General features: G+C 67.2%; 21 protein-coding genes. 9 read left to right on the forward strand and 12 right to left on the reverse strand.

The annotated features are described in order from the left end of the window. Nucleotides 1-62: 62 nt before the first annotated feature. Together glsA and PV761_RS18540 are read right to left on the reverse strand one after the other, a co-directional pair. Entirely contained in the window at nt 63-1,337 is a 1,275-nt protein-coding gene (gene glsA, locus PV761_RS18535; RefSeq protein WP_347899018.1) for a glutaminase A, read from the reverse strand. A 59-nt stretch (nt 1,338-1,396) separates the two neighbouring features. Further along, on the reverse strand, nt 1,397-1,876 hold the full coding sequence (locus PV761_RS18540) for a MarR family transcriptional regulator (protein WP_028272376.1): 480 nt from the start codon (nt 1,874-1,876) through the stop codon (nt 1,397-1,399). Nucleotides 1,877-1,954: 78 nt separating this feature from the next. Here PV761_RS18540 and PV761_RS18545 point away from each other — a divergent pair, with 78 nt between their 5' ends. Both PV761_RS18545 and PV761_RS18550 read left to right on the forward strand, forming a co-directional pair. Then, nucleotides 1,955-2,587 carry an NAD(P)-binding domain-containing protein gene (locus tag PV761_RS18545; protein WP_028272377.1) on the forward strand — a complete coding sequence of 211 codons (633 nt, stop codon included), beginning with the start codon at nt 1,955-1,957 and terminating at the stop codon, nt 2,585-2,587. A 63-nt stretch (nt 2,588-2,650) separates the two neighbouring features. Next, nucleotides 2,651-2,938: a YciI family protein gene (locus PV761_RS18550; RefSeq protein WP_347899021.1), complete on the forward strand. Its 288-nt coding sequence runs from the start codon at nt 2,651-2,653 to the stop codon at nt 2,936-2,938. On the opposite strand, the gene PV761_RS18555 is transcribed toward PV761_RS18550, so the two are convergent. The 6 genes from PV761_RS18555 to PV761_RS18580 form a co-directional block, all read right to left on the reverse strand. Then, nucleotides 2,935-3,786 (reverse strand): SGNH/GDSL hydrolase family protein, encoded by an 852-nt coding sequence (locus tag PV761_RS18555; RefSeq protein WP_051629044.1) that lies wholly within the window; start codon nt 3,784-3,786, stop codon nt 2,935-2,937. The genes PV761_RS18550 and PV761_RS18555 overlap by 4 nt on opposite strands. 211 nt (nt 3,787-3,997) lie before the next feature. After that, entirely contained in the window at nt 3,998-5,038 is a 1,041-nt protein-coding gene (locus PV761_RS18560) for a siderophore-interacting protein (protein WP_347899023.1), read from the reverse strand. Further along, nucleotides 5,035-5,850: an ABC transporter ATP-binding protein gene (locus PV761_RS18565; protein ID WP_347899025.1), complete on the reverse strand. Its 816-nt coding sequence runs from the start codon at nt 5,848-5,850 to the stop codon at nt 5,035-5,037. Before PV761_RS18565 ends, PV761_RS18560 begins: the two co-directional genes overlap by 4 nt. Nucleotide 5,851: 1 nt before the next feature. Beyond that, on the reverse strand, nt 5,852-6,898 hold the full coding sequence (locus PV761_RS18570; protein WP_347899087.1) for an iron chelate uptake ABC transporter family permease subunit: 1,047 nt from the start codon (nt 6,896-6,898) through the stop codon (nt 5,852-5,854). A gap of 128 nt (nt 6,899-7,026) precedes the next feature. Further along, nucleotides 7,027-8,163 (reverse strand): iron chelate uptake ABC transporter family permease subunit, encoded by a 1,137-nt coding sequence (locus tag PV761_RS18575; RefSeq protein ID WP_347899027.1) that lies wholly within the window; start codon nt 8,161-8,163, stop codon nt 7,027-7,029. A gap of 10 nt (nt 8,164-8,173) precedes the next feature. Continuing rightward, on the reverse strand, nt 8,174-9,250 hold the full coding sequence (locus PV761_RS18580) for an iron-siderophore ABC transporter substrate-binding protein (RefSeq protein ID WP_347899089.1): 1,077 nt from the start codon (nt 9,248-9,250) through the stop codon (nt 8,174-8,176). Nucleotides 9,251-9,547: 297 nt separating this feature from the next. On the opposite strand from PV761_RS18580, the gene PV761_RS18585 reads away from it, so the two are divergent. Next, entirely contained in the window at nt 9,548-11,500 is a 1,953-nt protein-coding gene (locus PV761_RS18585) for an MFS transporter (protein ID WP_347899029.1), read from the forward strand. Continuing rightward, on the forward strand, nt 11,497-12,054 hold the full coding sequence (locus PV761_RS18590) for a TetR family transcriptional regulator (protein WP_347899031.1): 558 nt from the start codon (nt 11,497-11,499) through the stop codon (nt 12,052-12,054). The genes PV761_RS18585 and PV761_RS18590 overlap by 4 nt, the downstream gene beginning before the upstream one ends. A gap of 151 nt (nt 12,055-12,205) precedes the next feature. On the opposite strand, the gene PV761_RS18595 is transcribed toward PV761_RS18590, so the two are convergent. Genes PV761_RS18595 through PV761_RS18605 form a run of 3 tightly spaced genes read right to left on the reverse strand, consistent with a single transcriptional unit; the run spans nt 12,206 to nt 17,954 of the window. Further along, nucleotides 12,206-15,661, reverse strand: coding sequence for an ATP-binding protein (locus tag PV761_RS18595; RefSeq protein ID WP_347899033.1), 3,456 nt, complete (start codon nt 15,659-15,661; stop codon nt 12,206-12,208). Further along, nucleotides 15,658-16,503 (reverse strand): DUF4194 domain-containing protein, encoded by an 846-nt coding sequence (locus tag PV761_RS18600; RefSeq protein ID WP_347899035.1) that lies wholly within the window; start codon nt 16,501-16,503, stop codon nt 15,658-15,660. Before PV761_RS18600 ends, PV761_RS18595 begins: the two co-directional genes overlap by 4 nt. A gap of 2 nt (nt 16,504-16,505) precedes the next feature. Further along, a complete protein-coding gene (locus tag PV761_RS18605; RefSeq protein WP_347899037.1) occupies nt 16,506-17,954 on the reverse strand; it encodes a DUF3375 family protein in 1,449 nt (482 codons plus the stop codon). Nucleotides 17,955-18,314: 360 nt separating this feature from the next. Here PV761_RS18605 and PV761_RS18610 point away from each other — a divergent pair, with 360 nt between their 5' ends. The 3 genes from PV761_RS18610 to PV761_RS18620 all read left to right on the forward strand — a co-directional run bounded on the left by PV761_RS18610 (nt 18,315) and on the right by PV761_RS18620 (nt 21,661). After that, nucleotides 18,315-18,617 carry a hypothetical protein gene (locus tag PV761_RS18610; protein WP_028272389.1) on the forward strand — a complete coding sequence of 101 codons (303 nt, stop codon included), beginning with the start codon at nt 18,315-18,317 and terminating at the stop codon, nt 18,615-18,617. 64 nt (nt 18,618-18,681) lie between these two features. After that, complete coding sequence (locus tag PV761_RS18615; protein ID WP_347899039.1) at nt 18,682-20,667, forward strand: acyl-CoA dehydrogenase family protein; 1,986 nt, start codon at nt 18,682-18,684, stop codon at nt 20,665-20,667. A 157-nt stretch (nt 20,668-20,824) separates the two neighbouring features. After that, nucleotides 20,825-21,661: a TIGR04086 family membrane protein gene (locus tag PV761_RS18620; RefSeq protein WP_347899041.1), complete on the forward strand. Its 837-nt coding sequence runs from the start codon at nt 20,825-20,827 to the stop codon at nt 21,659-21,661. Here the strand turns inward: PV761_RS18620 and PV761_RS18625 are convergent. Next, nucleotides 21,658-22,074, reverse strand: a complete 417-nt coding sequence (locus tag PV761_RS18625) for a YchJ family protein (RefSeq protein ID WP_347899043.1) — start codon at nt 22,072-22,074, stop codon at nt 21,658-21,660. The genes PV761_RS18620 and PV761_RS18625 overlap by 4 nt on opposite strands. Before the next feature lie 228 nt (nt 22,075-22,302). Between PV761_RS18625 and PV761_RS18630 the strand changes: the two genes are divergently transcribed. Together PV761_RS18630 and PV761_RS18635 are read left to right on the forward strand one after the other, a co-directional pair. Continuing rightward, entirely contained in the window at nt 22,303-22,953 is a 651-nt protein-coding gene (locus PV761_RS18630; RefSeq protein ID WP_347899045.1) for a hypothetical protein, read from the forward strand. 151 nt (nt 22,954-23,104) lie between these two features. Then, nucleotides 23,105-24,178, forward strand: a complete 1,074-nt coding sequence (locus PV761_RS18635; RefSeq protein ID WP_347899047.1) for an aldo/keto reductase — start codon at nt 23,105-23,107, stop codon at nt 24,176-24,178. Nucleotides 24,179-24,222: the final 44 nt, after the last annotated feature.

The following is a 24,222-nucleotide window of genomic DNA, read 5'->3' on the forward strand; positions in this document are numbered from 1 at the left end:
TGACCAGAACACGTCGCTAGACGGCCATTGGTGGCGTTCCACCCGCCCCGCAACCGCGTTGTTCAGCAGCCTCCTAGGGACTCCGACACCGCGCCGTCCGCTTCGATCAGCACCAGCTCGCGGCCCGCGCTGGACAGCCCCGTCCGCGCTTCATCGAGCATGCGCACCGCGACGCCGCTGACCTGATCGGTCCGGCGAAGGTCCAGAACAACCAGCTCGACGTCGTCGTCCAGGCTGCTGAGCTCGCGCACCATTGATTCGGTCCCGGCGAAGAGAAGGTCACCGTTGAGTTCAACGACGCGTGCCCGGTGTCCGTGTGCACGGAGGACGTCGGCCGCTTCAGCATTGCGCCGGATGCCCGAGGGCGTTTCGGTGACGTCGTACGAGGCAAGGATGGCCGAACGCCCCGCGCGCGCAGCCCTGACGAAGTGCAGCTCCATGTCCCGGGAGAGCCTCTGGGCAGTGGCCAGGCCCCGGACGCTGCCGCCGTGTTCATCGAGCGGCGGAGAGTAGACCGCCAGCCCCACCTGGCCCGGCAGGACGGCGATGATGCCACCGGCAACACCGCTCTTGCCGGGCATGCCCACGCTGCTGATCCAGGCACCGGCGTCGTCGTACATGCCGGATGTCATCATCACCGACAACACCCGTTCCACCGGACCGATCCCCAGCACCTGCCTGTGGGTCAGCGGATTCTTCCCGCCGTTGGCTAGGGTGGCGGCCATAATGGCGAGGTCGAAGCTGTTCACCAGGACCGAGCACTGGCGGAAATAGTCCTCCAGGACTGGCGTGGGGTCGTCCTCGATGATGTTGAAGGAGCGCAGCAGGTGGGCCAGCGCCGTGTTGCGGTGCCCGTGTTTCAGCTCAGACTCGAAGACCTTCCGGTCCACGGAAAGCTGACGGCCCGCGAATGCCGAATAGGTGCTGAGAATCCGTTTGAAGCTGGACTGGCCGCCGGATCCCCGGATCAGCGATGTAGCGGTGAGTGCTCCCGCGTTGATCATGGCGTTCGCCGGGCGGCCCGTCCCCTCCGCCAAGGAGATCTCGTTGAAGGAGTCGCCGGAGGGTTCGACATCCACCTTCGCATCCACGGCGTCGTTGCCGAGGTCCTCAAGGGCCAGCCCGTAGGTGAACGGCTTCGAGATGGACTGGATGGTGAATTCCGCGCGGGTGTCCCCCACCTCATAGACCTGGCCGTCGACGGTGGCCAGCGCAATGCCGAAGCGCTCCGGATCCACGTTGGCCATGGCCGGGATGGTGCTGTAAGGCTTGCCACCCTTGAGCCGGGCGATCTCGGTGTGGATCTGCTGCAGGTAGCTCTGGATGGGCGATTCCATGGACCCAACACTACGGCCGCGGACCGCGACGGGCCGCGGCGCTCGTCAGGACTCGCGGGTCAGGACTCGCGCAGGATCCAGTGGTCGGCGTCCAGCCGGCCCACGATCTTCTCGCCAATGCGGGCCAGGTCGGCGACGTCCCGCTCGGAGAGTGCATCGAGGAACAGCGAGCGGACGGCCTCCACGTGGCCGGGCGCCAACTCCACGATCGTCGCCATGCCGTCGTCGGTCAGATGGGCGGTGGTGACGCGCGCATCGCGCGGATGCGGACGGCGTTCCACCCACCCGCGGTTCTGCAGCTTGGTGACCACATGGGACAGCCGCGACAGCGAGGCGCTGGTCCGGGCGGCGAGTTCGCTCATCGGGAGGAATCGGCCTTCCGCTTCGGAGAGCATGGCGAGTACGTTGTAGTCGAAGAGCGAAAGCTTACCCGCGGCGTGCATTTTGGTGTCCAGCGCTGCCGGCAGCAAGGTGTTGATGCTCAGCTGGGCCAGCCAGGCGCGGCGTTCGTCAGCGTTGAGCCAGCGGGGTTCGGTCATGGATACATCCTAGGAGAAAAAATCATTGACAGTTCAAGCCCCGCTGTCCGAGCAGCGGTTCCGATCTAAGGAAGCGTCATGACTGACATCACGATCATCGGCACCGGCAACATGGCGGCAGCCATCGCCGCCCGCGCAGCCAGCGCCGGCCGCAGCATCCAGATCCTTAGCCGGGATGCCGTGGCCGCGTCCGCCCTGGCGTCCGGGACGAACGCCTCCGCCGGAACAACGGGCCAGGAAATTGAGGGCAGCATTGTTGTCCTTGCAACCCACTTCGAGGTGTCCAGGGACATCGTCGGCCACTACGGCGAGGCGCTCAACGGCAAGACGATCGTGGACGTCTGCAACCCTGTGGACACGGAAACCTTCGACTCCCTGACCGTGCCCGCCGGGAGCTCCGCGGCAGAGGAACTCCAGGCGCTGGTTCCCGGCGCAACCGTGGTTAAGGGCTTCAACACGGTCTTCGCCTCCACGCTGGCTGCCGGTGAAGTGGCCGGACAGACGCTGGACGTCCTGCTGGCCGGCGATTCCGCCGACGCCAAGGCTGCAGTGGCCAGCTTCATCAATGACTCCGGTTTGCGTGCCGTCGATGTGGGGCCGTTGCGCCGCGCCCGGGAGCTGGAAGCCTTTCAGCTGCTGATCATAGGGCTGCAGGGTGGCAACGCCCACCCTGGGTACAACTGGAACAGCGCGCTGAAACTGCTTCCCTAAGCCTTCCCGGCCGGGGCCGGGGACTCCTCGCCGGGCCGGCGGTGAAACCGGTAGGCTGGCCGCATGTACGTAGTCTCCCTGACTTATAAGGTTCCCGAAGAGATCGTCGATTTCCACCTCAAGGCGCACGTCGCGTGGCTGCAGGACGCTTTCGACCAGGGGATCTTTATTGTCGCCGGCCGGAAGATCCCCCGGACCGGCGCATTGCTGCTGTCCAACGCGGACCGCGCCAGCCTGGACGCGACCCTGGTCCAGGACCCCTTCTACACGAACGGGGTCGCCGAGTTCGACGTCGAGGAATTCCACGCCGGCAGGGTTGCTCCGGGCTACGAAAACCTCCTAGACAGCTAGTTCCCCTCAGACGCAGCTGACGGTTCCTTCTCGAGGAGTTTCTTGAGCCCGCCCTTCCGCGGGACCTTCACCGGTTGCGGCCAGCGCGGGCTGAGCCTGTCCCCGAGGGTGACGCCGCGCAGCTTGCGGCCAAAAAGAGGCAACACCCAGTCGTGCACCCAGCGCCGCTGCGCCTGTTCCCACTCCCGCAGGCTCAGTTTCGACGGCGGTTCCCACTCCAGCGGGCTGATCTTGTGCGGCACGCCCAGCTGGTCCAGGACTTGACCGGCCAGGTATTTGTGGCCCGCTTTGGACATGTGCAGCCGGTCTGAGTCCCACATCCGCCGATCGTGGAACGCATCGAAGCACCAGTAATCCACCAGCACCGCGTTGTACCTGGCGGCGATTTCCCGGACGTGGCGGTTGTAGGCGGTGTTGCGCTTCTTGAGGGGCTCCAGGACAGCGGACACCTTGACGTCGAAACCGGTAAACAGCACCACGGTGGCACCCGTGGCTGCCAGCCGGGCCACGAGCGATTCGTACTCGGCCATGAGCGCATCCACATCGGTACCGAAATCCAGGATGTCATTGCCCCCGGCGTACAGGGTCACCAGGGTGGGCTCCATGGCGAGCGCCGGCTCCAGCTGCTCGTCGATGACGTGCCGGAGCCTCTTGCTGCGGATAGCGAGGTTGGCGTACTCCCACCCGGGTTCGGCCTTGGCCAGCTTCTCCGCCACCCGGTCGGCCCAGCCGCGCACGCCGTTGGGCAGCCGCTTGCTCCGGTCCCCCACGCCCTCGGTGAACGAATCCCCCAAGGCAACAAACCGCCGTCGCCCGTTCCTGTCCGGAAGCAAAGGAAATGAACCCATCCCGGCACGATACCCAACCCAAAAAGCCGTCAGGGAAAGACGGGGTGAATCTGAGGTGACCGACCCTCGAGCCGCAACTGTTGGCTTGCTAAGGAGCGCATCGCCGACCAGAGCGGAGCAAGGCCGTCCGCGGCCGAGCGCAGCGGCGGGAGGTGTCTAAGCGACGGCAAGGTCAGCAGTGGAGGCGGACTCAGCGCGGCCGCACCAACGCTTAGAGCTCCGCTTTCCCCTGACGCCAGTAGCCCATGAACGCGACCTGTTTGCGGTCGATGCCTACGTCGCGGACCAGGTAGCGGCGCATGTCCTTAATGACGCCCGCCTCGCCGGCAATCCAGGCGTAGAACGGCATGGCGCCCGCGGGCATCCCGGGGTTCTTCGTTGCAGCGATGGCCGCGGTTTCCATCCTCGCGGGCGTTTCCCAGAGGATGTCCTGGTCCACGTCCACGTCTTCCGGTTCCGGACCGGCCCCGCCGGACGCGGCCTTGATGCCCACCCAGCCCGGCTCGGGAACGGCGGCGCGGACGGCTTCCTGCAGGAGTTCGCCGTGCGGACGTGAGCGTCCGATCGAGGCGCCGCGTGCCAGCCAGGTGACTTCGACGTCGGCGTCCGACTTCAAGTCCAGGAAATCGCCGGCCTCGGGGACCTCAAGGAACGCGTGCCCGCTCATATAGGCCGGAAGGCTTTCGAGGATGGCGCTGATGGCGGGAACAGCGGTCTCGTCTCCTGCCAGCAGGACGCGCTGGGCCAGGCCCGGCCGCCACTCGATGCCGGAGTAGATCTCCGCCGTGACGCAGTGCGCGGCACGGTTGTTGGGGCCGATGATGGTGAGCGTGTCCCCGGGGTTGGCGTTCAGGGCCCAGTTGGCTGCGGGGCCGCCGTTGCCCGCGGCGTCGAAGTGCATCACGAAGTCCACGTCGATTTCGGGGTAGACGGCGTCGAGCCGTTCCTGCCTGACGGTGTAGGTCCGCATGGAGCCGCGGGTGGCCGGATCCATGGCCAGCCATTCCCGGTACCAGCCGGTCTGCTCCATTTGGAAAACAGGCAGCGGCAGCCGGGTGCCGTCGGCGGCAAGCGACGGGATCATCAGCTTCACGCGCAGGTCCAGGGTGCCGCCGTGGACACCGAAGTCGCGCAGGGAATACCCGCCGAAGGTGATGCGGCGGAAGTTGGGGCTCAGTTCCTGGACGGCGGTGACCGTCACCTCGAACGCCAAGGTCATGGGTTCGGTGGTGGCAATGTCGCGGGTTTTCATGAAACGAGCTCCAGTTCAGTTGCAGTGGTGTGGTGCCGGCCGAGCGGAATGATCAGAGGAGTGCCGGAAACGGGATCGGGAAGCACCCTCGATTCCAGGCCGAAGACGTCCCGGACCAGGTCCTCCGTGACCACGTCAGTGGATGCACCTTCGGCGACGATCCGGCCGCCCTTCATGGCGATCACGTGGTCCGCGTACCGCGCGGCGAGGTTCAGGTCGTGCAGAACGATGGCCACGGTGGTGCCGCGCGTGCGGTTGAGGTCCGTGACAAGGTCCAGCACTTCCACCTGGTGTGCCAGGTCCAGGTACGTGGTGGGCTCGTCCAGCAGCAGCACGTCGGTTTCCTGGGCGAGCGCCATCGCGATCCAGACGCGCTGGCGCTGGCCGCCGGACAGCTCGTCCACGTAGCGCCCGGCGAGTTCCAGCGTTTCGGTGGCCTCCAGCGCGCGCTGCACCGCGGCGTCGTCATGATCTGACCAGCTGCGGAAGAAGCCCTGGTGCGGGTACCGTCCGCGTCCCAGCAGGTCGCGGACGGTGATGCCGTCCGGTGCTGTGGGGTGCTGGGGCAGGAGGCCAAGGGTCCGGGCGACGTCGCGGGCGGAGCGGCTGTGGATGTCCTTGCCGTCCAGGGTCACTGCGCCCGCCGCGGGCTTCAGCAACCGGGAGAGTCCGCGGAGCAGGGTGGACTTGCCGCAGGCGTTGGCGCCCACGATCATGGTCACTTTGCCTTCGGGGATCTCCGCCTGCAGCCCGTCAACCACCGTGCGTTGGGCGTACTTGAGGGTGAGGTCCGTGGCGCGCAGAACAGCCATCTCAGGCATCCTTTCGATTGGAAGTGACCAGCAGCCACAGCAGGAACGGGGCGCCCAGGGCACCGGTGACCACGCCTACCGGCAGCACGGTGCCGTCCAGCAGCAGGGGTGCGATATTCGCCGCGAAGTAGTCTGCGGCCAGCACAATCAGTGCCCCGACGAAGGCCGACGCCGGGAGGCTGGCTTTGGCAGTGAAGCGTCGGGCGATGGGACCGGCCAGGAACGCGACGAAGGCAACCGGCCCCGCCGCCGCCGTCGCCACCGCAGCGAGTGCCACGGCGACAACCACCACGGCCAGCCGGGTGAAGCCGACCCTGATGCCGAGTCCGGCGGCGGCGTCGTCGCCGAGTTCCAGGATGCGCAGCGGGCCGGACAATGCCGCGACGGCGGGGACGAGGACCACCAGGGCAAGGCTGAGGACTCCGGCGCGGTCCCAGCTGGCGGAGTTGAGGGAGCCGTTGAGCCATACCAGGGCGTCGGCTGCCGTGCGGATGTCCGCCCGGGTCATGAGGAAGCTGACCACGGCGTGGAGGGCGGCCGCGATGCCCACGCCCGCCAGGATCAGCCGGCTGCCGGCCGCATTGCCGCGGTTTCCGCCGCCGGACCCCCCGGAACCCAGTGAGCCGCCGCGGGAGATGGCATAGATGAGCGCGGCCACACCCAGCGCGCCGGCGAGGGCGGCGCCGGAGACAACGGCCCCGGACGCGCCGAAAACAACGATGGCCGTGACGGCTGCGGCGCTGGCCCCGTAGCTGATGCCGATGACGTCCGGACTGGCCAGCGGATTGCGGAGCATGGTCTGGAAGAGGGCGCCGGCCAGGCCGAACCCGGCCCCGATCATGGTGCCGATTACCGCGCGGGGAAGCTTGTTTTCCATCACGATGAAGCTTGCGCCGGGGATCTTCTCGCCGCCCGTGAGGTGGGCGAGCAGGATTTTGACGAAGTCGGGGATGGTCACGGTGTAGCTTCCCAGCAGCACACTGACGGCGAACAGGACCACGACGGCGAACGCCAGCACGGCGGTCCGGTTCAGTGCGGTCCGGTTCAGTGCGGTAGCGCGAACGGGCAGATAATGCCCTGTTTTCGCGGTTTTGAGGGCGTTATCTGCCCGTTCGCGCTCGGTGCCGGGCGCGTTTTCGCCCAGTTCGCGCCCAACGGAGGCGAGGTCTGGCGTGCTCACAGTCCGGCCCCCTTCCCGCGGCGGACAAGCCACACGAAGACGGGGGCGCCCACGAGGGCCGTCATGATGCCCGCCGGGACTTCGCCGGGCAGCAGCACCACGCGGCCCAGGATGTCGGCGGAGAGCAGGAGCACCGGGGCAAAGACGAGGGAAAAGGGCAGGATCCAGCGGTAGTCGGGCCCGGTGAGGAAGCGGACGGCATGCGGAATGACGAGTCCCACGAAGCCGATGGGCCCTGCGAGGGCGGTGGCGCCTCCGCAGAGCAGCACAATGCCCAGGGCGGTGACGCCGCGGACAAGGCCTACCCGCTGGCCGAGTCCGCGCGCGATGTCATCGCCCAGGGCCAGGCTATTGAGGATGCGCCCGGTGGCCAGCACAATGCCGGCGCCGAGGATGAGGAAGGGCACCCCGGGCAGCACCACGGACCAGTCGCGTCCGGCAATCCCGCCCACCTGCCAGAACCGGAACCGGTCCAGGGTGTCCTGGCTCGAGACCAGGATGACGTTCATGAGCGAGTACAGGCCGGCGCTCAGGGCGGCGCCCGCGAGGGCGAGCTTCACCGGCGTCGCACCGTCCCTGCCCAGTGAGGCGACCAGGTAGACGACGGCGGCAGCTGCCGCGGCGCCGATGAACGCGAACCAGATGTAGCCGGTCAGGGAGGAGATCCCAAAAACGTAAATGCCGGTGACCACGGCCAGTGCAGCGCCGGCGTTGACCCCCATGATCCCGGGGTCGGCCAGCGGGTTGCGGGCCACGCCCTGCATGGCGGCGCCGGCCAGTCCGAGGGCACCGCCGGCGAGCAGGCCCAGGACGGTGCGCGGGATCCGTGCATGGACTACGGCGTGGTCGCCATTGCCGGGATTGAATTGCGTGAGCGCCTGCCACACGGTTTCCAGGGGAAGCCCGCGGGCGCCGACGGCCAGCGAGACGCCAGCGACAAGAACAAGGACGACGACGGCGGCCAGCAGCCACGCGGCCTGCTCGCCTGCAGCCCGAACGGGCACCTGCGGCCCTTTGCCGGCCGCAGCTTCGGCGGCTATCGGGGCCTCAAGTGTCCGTTCGCGCGTGGTGCCGGGAGCCGAAGGTGAGATGGCCTCACTGCCGGCGGGCGCCGTCGTCGTACCTGATGTCATGGCGGAGTGCTTACTTCACTTTGTCCGCTGCGCCGGCCAGCTGCGGCAGGAACGTGTCCAGCGACCACGGCAGGCTCAGGGGCGAAGAAGCGGAGATGGACAGCGTGAGCGTGTTGTCCGAGTCGGCAACCAGGGCGCCGTTCTTGATGGCCGGGATCTGGCCCAGCAGCGGGTCGGCCTTGATGGAATCAGTGGTGGCGGAGTCGGGAACCCAGGTCACGAAGATGTCCGATTCCAGCTCGTTGGCCTTCTCGGCGGACCACGGGATGAAGAACTCCTGGGAGCCCTTCGAGTTCGCCTCCACAACGGGGGCCAGCTTCATGCCGATCTCCGACAGGAACCGAGGCCGGTTGTCGTTGGCCGTGTAGACATTGACGCCGTCGCTCTTGGCCGGCTCCAGGTTGCCGTAGATGAAGCTCTTGTCGGCAAGCTGCGGGTACTTGGAGACCTTGTCCTTGATGGTGGCTTCGGTGTCCGAGACGAGCTTGGTGGCCTCCGCTTCCTTGCCCAGGGCCTTGCCGATGATGCTGGTGGAATCCTGCCAGGAGGTGCCGTAGGCGATCTCGGGGTGGGCGACGACCGGAGCGATTTCGCTCAGCTTCTTGTAGTCCTCTTCCGTCAGGCCGGAGTAGGCGCCCAGGATGACGTCCGGGTTGAGCTTGGCGATCTCGGTGAAGTTGATGCCGTCGGCCTCGGAGAACTGGACCGGAGCCTTCTCGGTGCCGAAGCCCGCCCCCAGCTCTTCGAGCTTGGCGTCCTTCCACGGCGTGGAGCCCTTGTCGTTGCCGCCCCATTCATTCTTGGGGACGCCCACGGGCACAACGCCGAGGGCGAGTGCGACGTCGTCATTGACCCAGGAAACCGTGACGACGCGCTGCGGCTGCGACTCGATGGTCGTTTCACCGAAGACGTGCTTGATGGTGACGGGGAACTGCGAGCTCGCGGACTGGCTGGCCGCTGCAGTACCGGTGCCGGATGCCGCCGGACCGGTGGAGCAGGCGGTGAGCGAGAGCGCGGCCGCGGCCAGAACAGCGGTTGCCTTGCCAGCGGTCTTGAGCAGCACCCGGCGGGACGGGCCGGCGGCCATGCCGCTGCGGCCGGCGCCGAGGCCGGAGAAGAGGGGGGAAGTCACGGAACTCCTTAGGTCAATGATGCGAACCTAAGTAAGGCTAGCCTACCCTTCTGTGAATTAAGCAAGCTTTGCGTAACGTAATTGTCTCAATGATTGCCAGGTTGAGGAGATTACGCGAGGGCGGGGTGGCGCAATGTGAGGCGTTGCACCCTGAATCTTCTTGAACCGAGGGGTGAACAGTGGTTCACTCGTTACAGAGTAAACGCGCGTTCACCCCTTGTGGCCGCCTGACGCCCCGAAGGTTCCGCCCCCATGCCCCAAACACGCAGCAAACCCCTGTCCCCCGGCGCCATCACGGCCGTCCTCGCGCTGAGCGGAACCGTGGTGGCGCTGATGCAGACCCTCGTGGTGCCGCTCCTTCCGGACTTCCCCGGCATCCTCGGCGTGACCGCCGACGACGCCTCCTGGCTGGTCACCGCCACACTCCTGTCCAGCGCCGTGGCCACCCCGATCGTTTCCCGAAGCGCGGACATGTACGGGAAACGGAAGATGATGGTGATCTGCCTTGCCATCATGGTTGCCGGCTCCATCGTGGCTGCGGTCGGGGGAAGTTTCCTCTGGCTCATCGTCGGCCGGGCACTGCAGGGGTTCTCCTCGGCCTTGATCCCCGTGGGCATCAGCATCATGCGCGATGAGCTGCCCAAGGAAAAGATGGGGTCCGCCGTCGCCCTGATGAGCGCCACACTGGGTATCGGCAGCGCCCTGGGCCTCCCGCTCGCCGGGCTGCTCTACGAAAGCCTGGGCTGGGAATCCATTTTCTGGGTCTCCGCCGCAGCCGGCAGCCTGCTGCTCACCGCCGTCGTCCTGGTGGTCCCCGAATCCAAAGTGCGCACGCCGGGCCGGTTCGATTACCTCGGCGCCGTGATTCTTTCGGCGGCGCTGGCGGCACTGCTGCTGGCCATTTCCAAGGGCGGTTCGTGGGGCTGGGGTTCCGAGCCGGTACTGCTGCTGTTCCTTGCCGCGGCCGTTCTCCTGGCCGCCTGGCTCCCGTACGAACTGAAGGTCAGCCAGCCGATGGTGGACCTCCGCACCTCCGCCAGGCGCCCCGTCCTCCTGACCAACCTGGCGTCCCTGCTGGTGGGTTTCGCGATGTTCGCCAACATGCTACTGACCACCCAGCAGCTCCAGCTGCCCGCCTCCACCGGCTACGGTTTCCAGCTGAGCGTGATCACCGCGGGCCTCTGCATGGTTCCGTCCGGCCTGGCCATGGTGGTTTTCGCTCCCGTTTCCGGCGGCATCATTCGCCGGTTCGGCGGGAAGTCCGCGCTGATCGCGGGCGCGGCGGTCATGGTGGTGGGCTACGTGGGCCGCGTCTTCTTCTGGGACTCCATCGCCTCCGTGATCATCGGCTCCACGGTGGTCAGCATCGGTACGGCGATCGCCTACGCGGCGATGCCCACCCTGATCATGGGCGCCGTGCCCATCACCGAGACAGCCTCGGCCAACGGACTCAACAGCCTGGTGCGGTCCATCGGAACCTCGACCTCGAGTGCGGCCGTCGCCGCTGTCCTCACCTCCGTGACCCTCACCGTGGGGTCCGCCCGGCTGCCGTCCTTCGAGGCCTTCAAGGACGTCTTCTGGATGGCCGCCCTCGCATCCGCCGCCTCCATGGTGGCCGCGGTGTTCATTCCCCGGGCCGCGGCCGCCCCCACGGCAGCGCTCCCCGCACGGGCCGCCAACGAGCTTGTGGTGCAGGGACGCGTCCTGACGGCCGACCGCCGCCCCGTCACTCCCGCCGTCGTCACCGTCCTCCAGACCAGCGGCGAACCGGTGGACTGGAGCCGCGTGGACAGCGACGGCAACTACTCCGTGGCGCTGCCCGGAGCGGGCACGTACCTGATGGTGGCCAACGCCGCGGGCTGGGCGCCCATGGCGGAAGTGTTCGATTTTGACGGCCGCACGCTTCAGCAGAATTTCCACCTGGAGGACCGCCTGGAGCTGGCCGGAACCGCCACCGTGGGAGGTGCCGTCCTGCCCGATGCGGTGGTGACCCTCCTGCAGGCCTCCGGCGAACATGTGGCGACAACCCGGACCGATTCCGGGGGCAGGTACTCCCTGCCGCTGCCCCTGGCCGGCCGCTACATCGTGACCCTGCTGCACCCGGCGACCCACCAGGCCATGGCCCGGAAACTGGCCGTGGACAACCGCTCGGTGACGGCGGACCTGACGATCGATGCTCCGGCCGGACAGCTGGTGGACGCGTGAGCACCGCCGGGATTTCCAGCCGCGACGCCATCCTGGACGCCGCAGGGAGGCTGTTCGGCGAACGCGGCTACCGGGGCGTGACCGTCCGGGACATCGCCTCCGACGCCGGTGTTTCGGCAGCACTGGTGATGAAGCTGTACGGCTCCAAGGAAAAACTGTTTGCCGCCGCCAAGCCCGACGAGTCGCTGCTGTCCGACCTCGACGTCCCGGCGGCCGAGCTGGGCGCCACACTGGTGTTCCGGGTCCTGATGCGCCGGGAGCGCGGGCTGAAGGAACCGTGGGCCATGCTTCCGTTCACCATCCAGGACTCCCCCACGCCCGACGCCGCCCGGCTGGAAACACGCGAACGGTACCTCGCCAGCATGGCCGCCCTGCTGAAGGACACGACGCCGGACCGGCGCCACGCGTCCACGGTGGTGGCGCTGATGACCGGCTTTGGCGAGGCAGTGCGCACGCTCGGCATGTTCGAGGGCTGGGACTTCGATGAGCTGGTGGCCCACTACGGGGCGATCGTCCAGGCCCAGGTCGACGCCTGCCGCGCAGCCGCCACCTGAAACGCTCTCTCACTTACCGTGGGAAATTCCCGAACGCTCCATCACTTAACGCAGAAAAACACCATCGCTCTCTCCCTTTCCTGAAGAAAGGGAGAGAGCGATGGTGAAAACCCCGCAGGAAGTGAGAGAGCGTCCTGGTGGGAGGGCGGGGTCAGCGCAGGACGATGTCCACCGGGTTCGCCTCGGACCTCCACTGGCCCTCGGCACCGGCCCGCGGCCCGATCACCGGAGACGTGAGCACGCCGGAACGGTTGGTGCGCTTGTCCCGCAGGATTTCCGTGACGGAGCCGAGGTGCCTCGACAGGTCGATGACGTTTTCCGGGGCCGCGAGCAGGAGCTGGAAGCCGAACTCGTGCAGCGCCTTGATACCCGCACCCGCAAATTCCTCCGAGGCCAGGACGAAGGCCTCGTCCATCATCACGGTGCCGTAGGTGGTGAAGCCCTGTTCCGCGATGCCCAGCTGGTAGCTGAGGGCCGCTGCCATGATGAACGCCGTGAACCGCTGCCGCTCGCCGCCCGACATGGAGCCCGTGTCCGCGTGCATAAACACATCGGTCCGCTTGCCGCCACGAGGTCCAGATACTTCCCGGTGCTCCTTGCACTGGATAAACAGGTGCCCGCGCACGTCCAGCACTTCGGCCCGCCAGCGCCTGTCCTCCGGCGCCTGCGAACCCAAACGCTTCACGAGCGTTTCCAGCGACTTGTAGCGGTTGGTGAGCTCGGCGTCGTCGTCCGTTTCAGCTCCGGTAGCCGCCGCCCCCGCAGCGCGCGAGGGCCGGGTGTGCCGAATTTTCAGGGCGTTCTGGATGGCGTCCTTGAACTGCTTCGCGGTGGGCGGCAGGGTCTGCTTGATGTCCAGTTCCAGAAAGCTGCCCTCATGGAAATTGACCTCCGACAGGATTCCGTTGAGCGGAAGGATGCGGCTGGTGATAGACCGCCGCTCCTCATCCAGGAGGTGCAGCAGCGTGCTGAACGACTCATGGGTGCGCTGGTTGAAGAACTGCCGGAACTCGGCCATCTGCGCGGGAAGACCGTCGCTGACGATCGCGTGATAGCGGGCCTCGAACTCCCCGGCAGCGCCGATGGACGTGCCGTGGTCCGCGGAAATTGCGGTCCCCCAGTCACGCACGAACCCCTCGAAGATGCGGGTAAGGCGCTCCGAAGTGGCCTGGCCGCGGGACTCGGCGGCGTGCAGTTCGGCAAGCAGCCGGGTCCGCACCTGGTTGGCCAGGTTGTCCAGCTCGTGCATCTCCGTGACGTCGTCAACGCCGCCGAAGTACGGTTCCAGTGCGGCGACGGCGGAATCCGACGGCGGCGCCTGGCGCAGCCGGATCCGCGCGGCTTCCAGCAGCGAATCCGCGGCCGTGAGCTGCTGGTCCAGCGCCTTGTATTCGCTCTGCAGAACCGCAGCGGCTTCGGTGCTGGACTGGTGCTTGTGCCGGGCGGCTTCGATGTTGGCCCGCAGCGGTTCCAGGTCGGCCTGGGCAGCAAGGGCATCCTTGAGGCGCTGCTCGATCCTGCCGAGCTCGTCCTCCGCCACGGCCGCTGACACCTGTTCCCAGGTCCGGTGGTCCTCGGCGATCCGCCGCAGCGCCTCCAGCTGGCGGGTCATTCCCTGGTGCGACTCTTCGCGGCTTTGGGCGAGTTCGGCGGCCTTGGCCAGTTCCTGCTGGAGGTCCTCCACCTGCACGGCCACGAGCTCCAGCTTGGAAGCATTGTCGAAGCCGAGGACGTAATCCTGCCTGCTGGTGAAGCGGTCGTCCTTCTCCACGGTGTGCCGGTTGCGCTTGACCACGCCGCCCAGGCTCAGGCCCTTGTCCAGCGCAGCCAGGTCGTCCGGGTTCTCGACGCACGGGTAGGCGAAGTCGACGGCGATCCGCTCACGGATCCACTGGCCGGCGTCCGCCGCGGGACCGGTGGTGAGGATGTCCAGCTTGGTCAGGAGATCGCCGTCGGCCGCGTCCTCAACGGCCAGCGCGCCGCCGGCGAGCGGCTTGGACACGTCCACGGCGCGGAGTGCGCCGCGGACGGAGTGGTCGTTCAGGTAGCGGGTCACCGCCGCGAAGTGCTCGCCGGGAACCAGCAGCGTGGTGGCCAGGTTCCGTAGCGCGCGTTCGGCGGCAGGCCGCCACCGGTCCTCCCCGTCAGCGAGGTCGATCAGCTCGCCGCCGAACGGCATCCGTTCCTCCGGCACCCCGGTTGCCGCCGCGATGGCCGTGCGGTTTTCAATGCTCGACGGCGGGAGCAGGGACTTGCGCGTCTTCAGCGAGACGAGTTCCTGCTGGGCCGCGGCCAGCTCGCGTTTCTTCGTGGCGTGGCCGTCGAACGCCTCGAACCGCAGCTCCTTGAGCGCCTCGGAGTCGTCCCGGAGTTCGGCCGAACGATCGGCGGCATGCGTGTGGGCCTGCTCCCAGCCGTCGGACGTCCATTCGAGGTCCAGCCCGGCATCGGCCAGCGCCTGCCGCGCGGCTTCCTCTACCTGCTGGCGGAGCTTGAGTCCCACCCGGGCATTCTCCAGCGACTGCTCGATCGCCGAGATCGCGTTGCCGCCCTGGTTGTTGTAGTCGGCTTCGAGCTGCCGCAGATCCTTGGCCAGGCCGTCCCGGACCGCACGCTCCGCGCCGAGCTCCTTGGCTTTTGCGTGGGCGAGGTCCTTGAATCGGACCAGGGTCTTCTCGTGGACAGTCACCGCGAGCTGTTGCTTGTAGGCGTCAAACTCTTCGCCGGCCAGCTCCCGCAGGCGGTTCGCGTCCAGCAGGGACTGCGCGTACTCCTTGTTGAGTCCGGGTACCGGAGCCAGCTGGTCGCGCTGTTGCCGCACGTCCTCCAGCCGCTGCCGGATGGACATCAGGTTGCTGAATTCCTCGACGACGTCGTCCGCCGCGGCCAGCGTTGCGGGAGCGTCGAGCACCTGGTCCCGGAAGAAGGTGTTGACGCTGCCGCCGAGTCCCTTGCCGGCCTGGATCACCCGGAGCAGCGGAAGGGCCTGGTCCGAACTGATGCCCAGCAGCCGCCGGAACCGCTCCGCAAACGCCTTGTGCACGTCGAAAACCTGCGCGTCCGGGAAGAGGGTGTCCAGTGCAGCCTTGGTGAACCGCTTCTCCGCGATGCCCTCGATGGCGGCAAGGTCCAGCGGCTTGTTGTCGATCAGGTAGTACCGCCCGACGCTCGATTCCGTGCCGTTTTTCGGCAGGTCAAAGAGCGCTGACACCGTCACTTTCGTGCCGGCCGCGTTATCGAACGTCAGGGCGACGGCGGACCACGTGGCACCGGGGCGCTGGAAGGCACTGGCCGAGCCCTCGCCCACGGCCTTGTCGCCCACCTTGCCGCGCATGTACGTGAACGTGGTCCGCTTGTCCTCCACGGCACCGGAGCGCTGCGCGGCGGCCTCGTTGGACCGCGGCCGGGCGTCGAACACGCGCAGCATGGCGTCAAACAGCGTGGACTTGCCGACGCCCGAGTTGCCTGTCAGCAGGGTGCCGTTGCGGTCCACGTGCATCGTGTGGGCGCCATGGAACGTGCCCCAGTTGACCACCTGCACCAGCGCGAGCCGCATCTGGCCCGGGTTGGTGAGTTCGCCCATGGGCAGCATGGTGGGGATGCTCATGCTTCTGCCCCCTCGGTGGTTGTGTTCGCGGCGCTGGCGGCATCGCCGTCGTCGTCGTTCGGTTCCTCACCGGCGTCGTCGCCGAACTCCAGGAGCGGTTCTGTTCCTGATTGGTCGGTGGCGGCCGCCACCAGCGCTTCTATGTGGGCGGGGATGTCGCCGATGTTTTCGAAGGGGAGGGCCAGCGGGAGGGCGTTGGAGATGGTGTAGACGTCCTCGAGGCCGGTGGCGATGAGGAGCTGGCGGGCCAGGAGCTTGGTGATGGCGCGGTTGACCACATCGGAGTCGCGCAGGGCGTCCTGCTGGCCGGACGGCTGGTAGTGGGCAACCAGCTCGGCGATTTCCTCTTTCGTGATCGTGGGATCCGTCTGCGCCGTGACGTGGCGGTCCAGCAGGAGGCGCAGGCGCAGCAGCACGATGGTCTCCACCCGGCTGAGCGCACGCTGCTGGCGCAGGATGCTGGAGCGGGTGCTGCCGCCGATCGCTTCCGGGTCCACCGGGCGCAGCACGGCCACTTTCCGTTCGTGGTCGAGCTGCAGCGTCAGGAACAGCTCCGACAGGCGGCTCCGCAGGATCAGCTGGTGGTCCAGCAGGGTGGTCCAGAGTTTTTCGTCCCGGCCGCCGTCGATGTACGGCCCCTTCAGCAGCTTCACCAGTGCCTGGCGGACCTTCATGGGCAGCACACCGGTGTCCCCCGGGAACAGCGCGGCGCCGTCGACGAACGTATCCCTCGGGGTCACCCCACCGGTGGTTGAGCTTGTCGAAATCCCGGTCTCGACGGGCTCAACCACCGGGGCAGGTTCGACCGCCGGGGTTTCCGTCGTCGTCATCTCTTCAGTCATCGTCAATCCTTTGTGAGGGTGACCACCGGCAGGAATGCCTTGCGGGTGGTGCCGTCTATCTGTTCGAAGTCGATGGCGTCCCAGCCGGCGCGGTCGAAGCCGGCGCCGTCGTGCAGCGCGTGGGACAGCAGGGCGCGGATGGAGTTGATGTGGCGTTCCTCCGGCGGAAGCTGCTCCCACGCCTCCGGCAGGGTGGCGGCCCCGGCGAGCGCGGCGCGGATGGCCGCCGGCTTGGCCTTCCCGGTGCGCGGCGAGCGGACGCGGTCCGAGTCGCTGAAGGCGATGGGGTCGGCCAGCTTGGGCGGGGCCGCGAACTCGTCGGGGTCAAAGAGCTTGACCATGGACAGGGACTCGAAGCCGGCGTTGAAGAGTACCGGTCCGGGCACCAGCCCGGGGCGTTCCCGTTCGTACGGCAGCGAGCGAATGGCCTGCTCGGCTTCGCGCAGCACCTTCCGCAACCGGACGGACTGGCGGAAATCGTCGCTCTGGACGTAGGTGTTGAGGCTTTCGCTGAGCTTGCCGTAGATCCGCTGGATCTGGCTGTGCTGGGTGCGGAGTTCGGCCACCAGGTTCTTCAGCGTTTCGCGGTCCTCGTGGCTGAGGTCGTCCGCGAACTGGCGGCTGAGCACTTCTCCGATCGCGGAACGGAACCGCAGCTGCTGCTGGGGGTCCTCCAGGAACGCCGTGAAGGACCGGAACGTCCTTCCTTCAGGACTCTGCCGGAGCCGTTTGTCCGCCTCCAGCACCTGCGCCATGGTGGCACCCTTGCTGAGGGATTCCTCGATGATCTGGTTGCGGAGCTCGCCCACCAGTTCCTCGATCCGGTCACGCATCTTCTTATAGTCGGCCGGCAGGCTGGCCGCGAGGTCCAGGATGTTTCCGGCCGCCTCCACGGCCTCGTCATCGTCCAGCAGTCCGTCGAAGTCGCCGGAGCTGATGTCCTCGATGAGCTGCTGCCGCTCCTCGATCTCGTCCTCGAGGGACTCCAGCCGGGCGGTCTGGTCCGGGTTTGTCTCATTGGCCAGCTTTTCGACGTCGCCCAGCAGCGTCCCCAGCCGGGAACCGTTCAGGGTGGAGCGTTCGCTGGAGAGGCTGTCCAGGAAGGCGAGGACGCGGGCCGCGGGCTCCGTGACTTCGTAGACGATCTGCCCGGACTGGTTGCGGCGGGTCAGGAAATTCTTGCGGGTCCATTCATCGCCGAAGGACTTCCCGTTGGCTGCGCCGCCCAACCCCGGGTCCTGGCGGCGGAGCTGCTCAAGGAAGGCATCGACGTCGGCATGGAATTCTTCCAGCGGAAGCTGCGGACGGGTGCGGGTAAAGGAAGCCTGCAGGACTGCGATGACCCACGGGGCGGACCGGGTGAGCGCCCAGGCCGGTCCTTTGGTCAGGAGTTCAAGGTCCCGGAGCCGGGCATTGATCGCGTCCGCGGAGGACGGGGCGGATCGGGACACACACTCTCCTTCAGCTGCCACAGGACTTGTCGGGCAGCGGAAAACCCGAAAACTGCCAACTACAAGGTTAACGCAGTGTGCCCGGAAGCCGGCCCGGCGCCGTTTCACCCCGCAACCGGCACCCCTGCCGAACCCAAAGGGACCCCCGCGCCCCGCCGGCGCACCTCCCGGTACGTCCGCAACGGCCTGTTACGCGTGTTACGGGTGGGGTTACAGTGACCGCGCCGTGACCTACGGGCCGGTAGCATTTCGATCCCGTATCAACACCCGCGCCACGGCCGTGCGGCTCTGGTTGGCGGAGCCGTCCGCACCCTACGCTCGTGCTACTTGATCCAGCCAGGCAATGATGCAGGGGGAAACATGCAGTTCGATCTCAGCGCAGTAGAGACAGGCACTTTCGTGTTCATCGGAACGCTCGTGTTTGGCCTGCTGATTGTGGCTTTTATGATGACGGCCGGCTTCCTGGCCATGGTGCTCGTGGGGGTGGGCCGGTTCGCCTGGTTCATCATTGCCGGCACCCTGCTGGGCCTGGTGCACGGCATCAACCACCTCTGGGACCGGCTGGTGCACCACGCCTCCACGGTGGAGCTCCCCGGCGACTTCCAAGGGCAGCCTGCCCCTAGCACGGGAACCTACCCGCGGGTAGCATTGAGGGACAGCTGAAGGGTTCCCCACCCGAGGCGGACCCAGGGCTCGAGCCGGCCACCCCGGTTAGAGGAGATGCCCCGTGAGCTCTGCCACTGACAGTCCAGCCGCCGACGTTCCCGTCGCCCCCGACAAGATCGGGCCCGAGGCCACCGAAGCCGATGCCCGGGCCATCACCGAGGCCGCCCGGGAAACCACCTGGGACCGGCCCAGCTTCGCCAAGGGCCTGTACCTGGGCAGCTTCGATCTCTCGCTGATCCACCCCTGGCCCGAGGCCAGGACCGAGGACGTGGAACGCGGCGAAGAGTTCATGGACCGCCTCACCGCCTACTGCAGGACCATGTCCGGCCGCCTGATCGAGCGGGACGCCAGGATTCCGGACCAGTACCTCGCCGGCCTGGCCGAGCTGGGCGTGTTCGGCATGAAGATCCCGCGCGAGTACGGCGGCCTGGGCCTGTCGCTCGTGTACTACGGCCGGGCTCTTGCCCTGCTGGGTTCGGTGCACCCCAGCCTCGGGGCGCTGCTCTCCGCGCACCAGTCCATCGGCGTCCCCGAGCCCGTGAAAGTGTTCGGCACCGCAGAACAGAAACAGGAATACCTTCCCCGCTGCGCCGCTGGCGCCATCACGGCTTTCCTGCTCACCGAACCCGACGTCGGGAGCGACCCCGCCCGGATGGGCAGCACCGCCGTTCCCACGGACGACGGCGACGCTTACGTTTTGGACGGCGTCAAACTGTGGACCACCAATGGCGTGATCGCCGAACTGGTGGTGGTCATGGCGCTGGTGCCGCAACACACGGATTCCGATGGCACCATCCACAAGGGCGGCATCAGCGCCTTCGTGGTGGAAATGGACTCCCCCGGCATCACGGTGGAAAACCGCAACGCCTTCATGGGGCTGCGCGGCATCGAGAACGGTGTGACGCGCTTCCACCAGGTGAGGGTGCCTGCGGCAAACCGGCTCGGCCGCGAAGGCCAGGGCCTGAAGATCGCCCTCACCACCCTCAACACGGGCAGGCTCTCCATCCCGGCCCTTTGTGTGGCCTCCGGCCGGTGGAGCCTGAAGATCGCCCGTGAATGGTCCAACGCACGCACCCAGTGGGGCCGACCGGTGGGCAAACACGAAGCTGTGGGCAAGAAAATCGCCTTCATCGCCGCGAGCGCCTTCGCCCTGGACGCAGTCTTCGAACTGTCCGCCGAAATGGCCGACGCCGGCCAGAAGGACGTCCGGATCGAGGCCGCCCTCGCCAAGCTCTGGTCCACGGAGATCAGCTGCCGTATAGCCGACGAGCTGGTGCAGATCCGAGGCGGACGCGGCTTCGAGACGGCGGATTCGCTGGAGGCCCGCGGCGAGCGCGCCGTGCCGGCCGAACAGCAGCTCCGCGACCTCCGGATCAACCGCATCTTCGAGGGCTCCTCGGAAATCATGAAGCTCCTCATTGCCCGCGAGGCCGTGGATGCGCACCTCGCCGCCGCCGGGGACCTTGCCTCCGCGGATGCCAGCCTGTCCGACAAGGCGAGGGCCGCCGTCGGCGCTTCCGGGTTCTACGCGAAGTGGCTGCCCAAACTGGTGGCGGGCGCCGGCATGGATCCGCGGTCCTACACCGAGTTCGGCAGGCTCGCCAAGCAGCTGCGGTTTGTGGAGCGGTCCTCGCGGCGCCTCGCCCGGCAGACCTTCTACGGGATGGGCCGGTGGCAAGCCAAGCTCGAGCACAAACAGGCGTTCCTGGGCCGGATCGTGGACATCGGCGCCGAGCTGTTTGCCATGGCGGCGTGCTGCTCACGCGCCGAAGGGATGCTCCATACCAACCCGGAGCGGGCAGCCACCGCCTACGAACTCGCCGAGGCATACTGCGAGCAGGCGCGGGTCCGCGTGGACGAGTACTTCGACCAGCTGTGGCGGAACACGGACGACGCCGACCGCGACCTGACGGAAAAGGTGCTCGCCGGTGACTACAGCTGGCTGGAGGCCGGGGTCCTGGACCAGTCCGAAGGCACCGGACCGTGGATCGCCGACGCGTCTCCGCGGGCATCGGTGAAGGAGGACCTGCACCGAAAGTACCGCTGATTTTCGCCGATTTTCGACCCGCCGGAGATGCTAAGCACCCTTGCTACCGCCGGCATGCCGTGGTTAGGTGGACATAGGACCACCATGCACGTCTCCGCATAGCGGTGGCCGGCCCAAACAATGGGCGCGGTCCAATCGATGAAAGCGAGAACGCCTGATGAGCAGCACAGTAGGGCCCGAAGACAGACAGTCCCGCCGCGCCGCCCGCGGCGAGGGTGCCGACGGCATCGACGCCGGCAACCGTACGGACGGCAGCCGCGTCGAAGACAGGCTGGAGGGCCGGCGCAGCTACGCTGATCCTCCAGGCGCCAGCCGTAATTTCGACACCGGGACGGACTACGACGGCGATACCCGGGCCTACGCGGTGCCGCCCACGAGCGAGCACACTGTCGCTGCCGACCCGAACGCCGCGACCCGCGAGACCGTGATTGCCCGCGAGAAGGAGCAGTTCGGCGGGATCAAGATCGGCTCGGCGTTCTTTGGCTGGCTGGCCGCGACGGGAACGGCGGTCCTGCTCACCGCCCTGGTGGCTGCGGCAGGAACAGCAGTGGGGCTCGCTACCAGCACGGACGTCAACGAGGCCGTGAACCAGGCCGCCGCTGACCAGACTGTGGGCCTGGCAGGAATCATCGTGCTGCTGGTGATCCTGTTCGTGGCGTACTACTGCGGCGGTTACGTGGCCGGCCGGATGGCACGCTTCAACGGGGCCAAGCAGGGATTCATGGTGTGGGTCTGGGCCGTGATCTTCGCGGTGCTGATTGCGTTGCTGGCCATGATCGCCGGCGAGCGCTTCAACATCCTGGCCAGCCTGAACAGCTTCCCGCGGATCCCCGTCAACGAAGGCCAGCTGACCACCACCGGAATTATTGCCGCCGTCGTGGTGGCTGTGGTGGCGCTGATTGGCGCCGTAGTGGGCGGCCTGGCAGGCATGCGGTTCCACCGCAAGGTGGACCGGGCCGGGTTCACTCCGATTGAAGCCGACGCGGACCGTTAGGGCCTGGCCTCGTCAAGCCCCACATCGTCGAGCCCTACCTCGTTGAGGTAGTACCAGCGCCGGTCAACGCGCAGGAACCGGCTGGTTTCGTGGTGGACCCCCCGCTCGCCGTCGTGCCTGAAATAGGCCTTGAACTCGACGATCCCTTCCGAATCCAGGGGTCCGCCCCGGCGGGTGGAGACAATGTCCAGCCGGCGCCACTGCATGTCCGGATCCAGGTCGAGTTCCGCCGGCCTGGTATCCGGGTGCCAGGTGCGGAGCAAGTAGGCGGCATCCTGCACTACAAAGGCGCTGTACCGGGAGCGCATCAATTGTTCCGCCGTCGGGGCCTCGGCGTCGCCGCGGTGGAAGCGGCCGCAGCAGTCCGCGTACTGCTCACCGGACAGGCACGGGCAGTTTCCTGAGAGGGTCACAGGGGGTCCTTTTCGGGGGTGGCTGGAGGGCGCCAGGTGGCTGCCTCCGACTATATGCCGGGACCGGCCGGAAACTGCCTTGTCATATCCGATAACAGCTTCGACACAACCCCCGGGCGGACCTCACTGCGGGCGTGTTGCCCCGCAAAAGTCCGTATTGTTAAGGGGTGCTTATCGCCGGGTGGTTACAGCCGGCACACAGGCGCTGCAGGCCGTAAGGAGAGGTAAATGGAAGATCCCACCACCATTGCCCTGAACCTGACCTTTTTTGGCACGCTCGGTGTGGCGTTCGTCATGTTCATCGGCCTCTTCCTGGTTTTTGTGGCCACGCTGCTGCTGGCAGGGCTGGGCCGGCTGGTGGCCGTCACCGCTATGGCCCTGTTCGGCCGCCGTCCCGCTGCGTCGTCCGGTCCGGCTAAGTCAGCCCGTCCCGCCGGCTCATCTCGTCCTGTCAGGGCGCCTGCGAAAACCGCTGTCCCGCAGCCGAAGCTGCGCAGCTCATCCGAAAAGCACCCGCGCACAGGCAGCACCCCCCGCCGCGAAACTCCGGCCCTGGCCGAAGACTGGGCGGCCGCAGTGGCCCGCGCAGACGCCCGCGCGGCAGCCCGGGCCAAGGCCGCAGCGGCGCCCGAGGTGAAGGTGACCGTGCGCGACCTCCCCAGCCCGGACGCCCCGGTGGAAGAGGTCAGTGCGGTAGCGCCCCTGGTGGAGTCCGCCACGGACCAGCACGCCACCATCCGGCCCATACCCCGCTCCTTCGAGAAACCCCCGGGACCGGGACCAATGGCCATGCTGGACACCGGTTCCCTGGTTTCCCTGGCCGGCCATCCTGGCGCTTTGAAGGGCACCCTGCCGGCTGAGCACCGCCGCGCCGGCTGATTCACAATTCGTCATTGACGCCCGCTGCGTTACTCCGGACTACGCAACACTAAGAAGTGCTTCGCCGGAGGCCTCCGCCGGGCCGATTTTGTGTAGCCTCGTGACGATCCACAGCAATCAGCCGTGGGAGTCAGACGTGAGGAAACCGGGAATGAGCCTCAACCAGTTAAGGGTGTTCGGGCGCAGCGGGACCCTGATCAGCCCGCTCACCTTGGGCACCATGAACTTCGGCGAGGGCGCACCGGCGGACCCTGTTGGCGCCGGCGGCACCGGCCAGGGCTATGCGCCCACCGGCGCCGAGGAAAGCATCCGCATCATCAACGCCGCGCTGGATGCCGGCATCACCGCGGTGGACACAGCGGACGTGTATTCGCAGGGCCAGAGCGAACAAGTCGTGGGCCGCGCCCTCAAGGGCCGCCGGGACGACGTCTTCATCGCCACCAAATTCCACGGCCAGATGAGCGCCAACCCCGCCCACTCGGGCAACTCGAGGCGCTGGATCATGCAGGCCGTGGAGGGCAGCCTCCGCCGCCTCCAGACGGACCGGATCGACCTTTACCAGGCCCACCGTCCGGACTACAACACGGATGTCCTGGAAACCATCACGGCGCTGAACGACCTCATCCGGCAGGGCAAGATCCTCTACTACGGGACGTCCGTGTTCACCCCCGCGCAGCTCGTGGAGGCCCAGTGGTTGGCAACCACCAACCACCTCATCCCGCCGGTGGCCAACCAGGTGCCCTATTCGATGCTGGTCCGCGGCACCGAACGCGATGTCCTTCCGATCGCCCAGCAGTACGGCCTGGGTGTGCTGGCCTATGGTCCGCTGGCCGGCGGCTGGCTGTCCGGCAGTTTTGTCCTGGACGCCGGGAAACCGCCCACACGGGTCCACTCCCTTCCCGGCCGGTACGACATCTCCGGGCCGGCGAGCGAGCGCAAGCTGCTCGCCGCAGATTCCCTGGCGCGGCTGGCGGACAAGCTGGAACTGCCGCTGGTGGACCTCGCGGTCGGTTTCGCGCTGAACCATCCTGCCGTCAGCAGCGTGATCGTTGGCCCGCGGAGCGAGGAACACCTGCGCGCGTACCTGAAAGCCGCCGACACCGTACTCGACGAAGCCGTGCTGGATGCGATTGACGATCTGGTGCCGCCCGGCACGAACTTCGTGGAACGCGATGCAGGCGCTGTGGTCCCCTCATTGGAGTACGCGGAACTGCGCCGGCGGTAATCCGCAGGTCGGTGGCGGAAAGCCCTTACCCTGAGCAACCAAGT

Origin of the sequence: Arthrobacter sp. CC3 (assembly GCF_039907775.1) — a bacterium.
Taxonomy (GTDB): Bacteria; Actinomycetota; Actinomycetes; order Actinomycetales; family Micrococcaceae; genus Arthrobacter.